The organism is Polaromonas sp. P1_E1_2, from assembly GCF_056406035.1.
In genome coordinates this window covers 1-5,242 of record NZ_JBFUAZ010000278.1, presented here as the reverse complement: position 1 = coordinate 5,242, position 5,242 = coordinate 1, and the positions used below count along the sequence as shown (strand labels likewise).

Sequence of the window (5,242 nt, the reverse complement as noted above, 5' to 3'; positions counted from 1 at the left end):
GTGCGCGGCGAAGGCGGCAAGCTGCTGCTGCCGCCCTCAGCCGGCGGGGGGCGTTTCATGCCCGCGCACGATGCGCGTGCCGAACTCGCACCGCGCGACGTGGTGGCGCGCGCCATCGACTTTGAAATGAAAAAGCACGGCCTCGACTGTGTCTACCTGGACATCTCGCACCAGAGCCCGGCCTTTTTGCAGGAGCACTTCCCCAACATCCTCAAGCGCTGCCTTGAGCTCGGCATCGACATCACGCGCCAGCCCATCCCGGTGGTGCCGGCCGCGCACTACACCTGCGGCGGCGTGGTGACCGACCTGGCCGGACGCACCGATGTGGCGGGCCTCTATGCGGTTGGCGAAACCGCCTGCACCGGCCTGCACGGCGCCAATCGCCTGGCGAGCAATTCACTGGTGGAGTGCGTGGTGCTGGCGCGCGCCACGGCCCACGCCATCGAATCCCTGGCACCCGCCGAAGTCCCCGCCCTGCCCGCCTGGGACGAAAGCCAGGTCACCGATGCCGACGAGGCCGTGGTGATCTCGCACAACTGGGACGAGCTGCGCCGCTTCATGTGGAACTACGTGGGCATCGTGCGCACCACCAAGCGGCTCGAGCGTGCGGCGCACCGCATCGCCCTGCTCAACGCGGAGATCCAGGAGTTCTATGCCAACTTTCGCGTCACACGCGACTTGCTGGAGCTGCGCAACCTGGTGCAGGTGGCGGATCTGATCGTCCGCTCGGCGCACGGCCGGCACGAAAGCCGCGGCCTGCATTTCAGCCGCGACTTCCCAGGCACCGCTGAACAGGCCATTCCTACCGTGCTGGTACCGCCCGGAAGTTAATCTTTCCCGAATCCTCTTTATCCGTTTCTTGCCACTTTTTATTCAGAACCCACATGCCTCACCTGATCGTTGAATACTCCAGCAACCTGGCCGGCTTTCCCAGGGCCGAAGCGCTTCAGGCGCTGAACCAGGCCGTCGCCGGCAGCCCTGAAATACAGGATGAATCCGACCTGAAGACCCGGCTGGTCGCGCTGGACGATTTTGAAATCGGCACGGCACCGGCCTCACGCGCTTTTGTTCATGCCCAGCTACGATTGCTGTCGGGCCGCACGCCGGAAGCCAAGAAGGACCTGGGCGCGCGCATCGCTGACGTGCTGCGCCGCCTGACCCCGCGGCCAGCGGGCGTGATGGTGCAGCTGAGCGTGGAGATGGTGGACATGGACCGCGCTTCCTACGTCAAGGAAAAGCTTTAACGGTTTTATACGAGCCGGGCTCAGACAAGGGTCGCGCCTATCCAGCCCCTGAGGCTGTTCACAAAAGCCCAGGCCTCCACCGTTGCCAAGGCGTCGATCCGCACGACAGCTTCGCTGAGTCGGCCTTCCTGCAAGGCCAGCGCGCGCCCCACGCCCGGCAGCAGCCCGCAGGCCAGCGGCGGCGTGACCCAGCGGCCCGCCACCCGCATCGCGATGTTGCCGCGTGTGCATTCGGTGATCTCGCCCTCAGCATTCCAAAGCACGCTGTCAAACACGTCAGGTGCTGCGGGCGTGAAGGCGTCGTAATGCGCGCGGCGTGTTGTTTTAAAGCGCACAAATTCGCCGTGAGCCACCTCCAGCGGGCGGCGGGCCAGTTGCAGGCGCACCTGGGGCGGCGACGGCTCCATGGCATAAGCCTGGCCAGTGAAATTTCCACTGGCACCGAGCAGTAGCCGCACGCGCCAGAGGCCCTGCGGGTGCGCCTCGGCCAAGGCCTGCAGGCACGCATGGGCTTGCGTCGCATCCCATCGGTGGCCAAAGTGGGCAGCAGAAGCGGYCATGCGCGCCAGGTGCACATCCCTGTGGCGTAACTGGCCCACCTCCAGCGCCAGGGTTTCCAGAATGTCGAAGGGCAAGCTGGCGCGCTCCAGGAAAGCCTGCTTGTGGCGCCACTCCTGCCATTCTCCTTCAGCCACGGAGCCCGAGGTGATGCCGCTTCCGATGCCGCAGCGGGCCTGGGCGCCGCGCAGGCTGACGGTGCGGATCGGCACGTTGAAAGTCGCCGCGCCGCCGGGCTGCACCACGCCGATGGCCCCGCAATACACACCGCGCGGCCCGGCTTCCAGCTCACGAATCGCTTGCATGGCCCGTACCTTCGGTGCGCCGGTGATGGACCCGCAGGGGAACAGCGCAGCGAACACCTCGGCCAGGCTACAGCCGGGCCGCGTGCGCGCCTCGACGTCGGAGGTCATCTGCCATACCGCAGGCAGCGCCTCGGTGTGAAACAGGCGCGGAACGCGTACGCTGAAGGGTTCGGCGATGCGCGACAGGTCATTGCGCAGCAGGTCCACGATCATCACGTTCTCGGCACGCTCCTTGACTGAGGCGCGCAGCGTTTCGGCCTGGGCCGCATCGCTTTCGGGCGTCGTGCCGCGCGGCGCCGTACCCTTCATCGGCCGGGTCAGAAGCTGGCCGCCGCGCCAATCAAAAAACAGCTCGGGCGACACCGACAAAAACTGCTCATCACCAGTATCCAGAAAGGCCGCGTAACCACCGGGCTGCGCGCGCTGCAGGGCGCCAAACAGGGCGTGGGCCGGTGCGGCTTCCTGGCCCGRCAGCAACCGGCCGGTCATCTGGGCCGTGAAGTTAACCTGGTAGTACGCGCCGTTGGCAATCGCCCGATGCAACGAGCCGAGCGCCTCGTCAAAAGCCGGGCGATCCAGCCCCGGCTGCCACTGCACCTGCACATCGGCACCTGGTACGGTTCGCGGCCAGGGCAAGGCTTCGTCGTGCACCGCAAACCAGGCCAGCGGCCCATCCGCATCGTGCACAGCCAGCGCGGCATCAAAAGCCGGTGCGGCTTCATAGCGCAGGTAACCCACACACCAGGCGCCCTGTGCGGCAGCGGCCTGCACGGCATCCAGCACCGTCCATACTTCATCGAGCGTGCGCGCCACCAGCACCGCACGCGGCGCACCAAAGGCACGGCGCAGGCGCGGCGCTGTATTGTCATGCGGGTCTGAAAAATCAATGCATGCGGCAATAGGGGTCATTCAGGCCTCTAACGCATACCTGGCGGGCGCAAGCAGCTATCAAAACAGTAGCATCTAGGTGCCGGAACCCGGCGTCAGGCCGCACCGATATGCGGCACCAGGCCTGCGGTGGGCTGGCCGTTTTTCAGGGCGGCGGTGAAAGCCAGCATGCGGTCTATCGGCAACCGGGCACGCAGGCCCAGCGCGGGGTCTATCGTCACTTCATGCGCACCGGTTTCCAGCACATGGGCCAGCCCGGCCAGGCCGTTCATGGCCATCCACGGGCAGTGCGCGCAGCTTTTGCAGGTAGCGCTGTTGCCGGCGGTGGGGGCTTCAATAAACACTTTGCCGGGGTTAAGCGTGCGCAGCTTGTGCAGCATGCCGTTGTCGGTCGCCACAATGAATTCGCGCGCGTCCATCTCATGCGCCGCCTTCAAAATTCCCGAAGTTGAGCCCACCGCATCGGCCAGCGCCACCACATCCGCAGGGGACTCGGGGTGCACCAGCACTTTTGCGCCGGGGTGCTCTTTTTTCAGGGCCTGCAGTTCAAAGGCCTTGAATTCGTCGTGCACGATGCAGGCGCCATTCCAGAACACCATGTCGGCACCGGTTTCGCGCTGGATGTAGCTGCCCAAGTGCCGGTCGGGTGCCCAGAGGATTTTCTGGCCCTGGTCTTTGAGCGCACGCACGATGTCGAGCGCGCAGCTGGATGTCACCACCCAGTCTGCCCGCGCCTTCACAGCGGCACTGGTGTTGGCATACACCACCACCGCGCGGTCCGGGTGGGCATCGCAAAACGCGCTGAATTCATCCACCGGGCAGCCCAAATCAAGCGAACAGGTCGCGTCGGGGTCAGGCATCAGCACGCGTTTTTCAGGTGAAAGTATTTTCGCCGTCTCGCCCATAAAGCGCACACCCGATACCACCAGCGTCTGTGCCGCATGGTCACGACCAAAGCGCGCCATCTCCAGCGAGTCCGACACCAGGCCGCCGGTTTCTTCGGCCAGGTCCTGCAGGTCGGGGTGTACGTAGTAGTGCGATACCATGACGGCGTTGCGGGCCTTGAGCAGTTCGCGGATGCGGGCCTTCAGCACGGTGCGCTCGGCCTGCGTGGGCTCGGCCGGCACACGGGCCCAAGCCTGGTGCGTGCTGCAAGCCGCGCCCTCGGGCTGCTCGTAGTCCACACGGATGACGGGCAAAACCACGCTCATGCCGCCACCGTGCTCTCGGCGTCAAAGCGCATGGAAAAATCAATCGCCCGCACATCCTTGGTCAGGGTGCCGATGGAAATCCGGTCTACACCGGTTTCGGCCAGGGTGCGCAGGCCCTCCAGGGTGACACCGCCCGAAATTTCCAGAATCGCTCGCCCGTTGTTGATGCGCACGGCTTCTTTCAGGTCGGGCAGGCTCATGTTGTCGAGCAGCACCATGCGCGCACCGGCATTCAGCGCCTGCGCCAGCTCGTCCAGGTTCTCGACCTCAATCTCCACAAAATCGGCCTGCGCGGCGACATCAGCGGCGCGTGCCAGCACCTGCGCAATGCCGCCCGCGGCCGCGATGTGGTTTTCCTTGATGAGCACGGCGTCGTACAAACCCACCCGGTGGTTGGTTCCGCCGCCCGCGGCAACCGCGTACTTCTGCGCCAGCCGCAGGCCGGGAAGAGTTTTGCGCGTGTCCACGATAGCGGCCCGCGTGCCTTTCACGATGTCAACATAAACAGCCGTTTTACTCGCAACGGCGCTTAACAGCTGTAAAAAATTGAGGGCTGTGCGTTCAGCCGACAGCAGGGCACGGGCCAGCCCGCGCACCTCAAACACCACCTGGCCGGCTTCGCAGCGCTCGCCGTCCTTGACGTGCCAGATCAGTTGGGCCTGTGGGTCCAGTTGCAGCATCGTCGCCTCAACCCAGGCGCTGCCACACACCACCGCGCTTTCACGCGCCACCACCTGCGCCCGTGCCTGGCGGGCCGGGTCAATTAGTGCGGCGGTCAGGTCGCCGCTGCCGATGTCCTCGGCCAGCGCGCGTGCCGCATCCGCCCGGGCCAGGGCGCCCAGCGCTTCAGTCGTGAAATCAAATGACTTTTTCATAAGTAATCTAAGAAAGAAACCGCGCAGTACCCTGCACTAAACTATTGAGTAGACCTCAAAACTGCCGCGAATGTTACAGCGCCACCTGCCGCTGCCCGCCGCCGGCCCCCTTTCGCCCACCCCGGCGTTTTCCTTTTGCCTGAGTACACCCTCCACACACC

Annotated in this window: 5 protein-coding genes; 2 read left to right on the top strand and 3 right to left on the bottom strand. The window is 65.1% G+C overall.

The window, feature by feature from the left end; genetic code table 11:
• Positions 1-831: FAD-binding protein (locus tag AC1D1P_RS13575; RefSeq protein ID WP_477673344.1), on the top strand; the 831-nt coding region annotated here is incomplete at its 5' end.
• A gap of 53 nt (positions 832-884) precedes the next feature.
• The gene (locus tag AC1D1P_RS13570) at positions 885-1,244 is read left to right on the top strand and encodes a 5-carboxymethyl-2-hydroxymuconate Delta-isomerase (RefSeq protein ID WP_477669789.1); all 360 of its coding nucleotides are present in this window, start codon (positions 885-887) and stop codon (positions 1,242-1,244) included.
• Positions 1,245-1,264: 20 nt separating this feature from the next.
• Here the strand turns inward: AC1D1P_RS13570 and pabB are convergent, their stop codons facing one another.
• From pabB to nadC, 3 genes are all read right to left on the bottom strand, one after another.
• Complete coding sequence (gene pabB, locus AC1D1P_RS13565) at positions 1,265-3,016, bottom strand: aminodeoxychorismate synthase component I (RefSeq protein ID WP_477673343.1); 1,752 nt, start codon at positions 3,014-3,016, stop codon at positions 1,265-1,267.
• 74 nt (positions 3,017-3,090) lie between these two features.
• A complete protein-coding gene (gene nadA / locus AC1D1P_RS13560; protein ID WP_477673342.1) occupies positions 3,091-4,206 on the bottom strand; it encodes a quinolinate synthase NadA in 1,116 nt (371 codons plus the stop codon).
• On the bottom strand, positions 4,203-5,081 hold the full coding sequence (gene nadC / locus AC1D1P_RS13555; protein WP_477673341.1) for a carboxylating nicotinate-nucleotide diphosphorylase: 879 nt from the start codon (positions 5,079-5,081) through the stop codon (positions 4,203-4,205). The genes nadA and nadC overlap by 4 nt, the downstream gene beginning before the upstream one ends.
• Between the last annotated feature and the right edge of the window lie 161 nt (positions 5,082-5,242).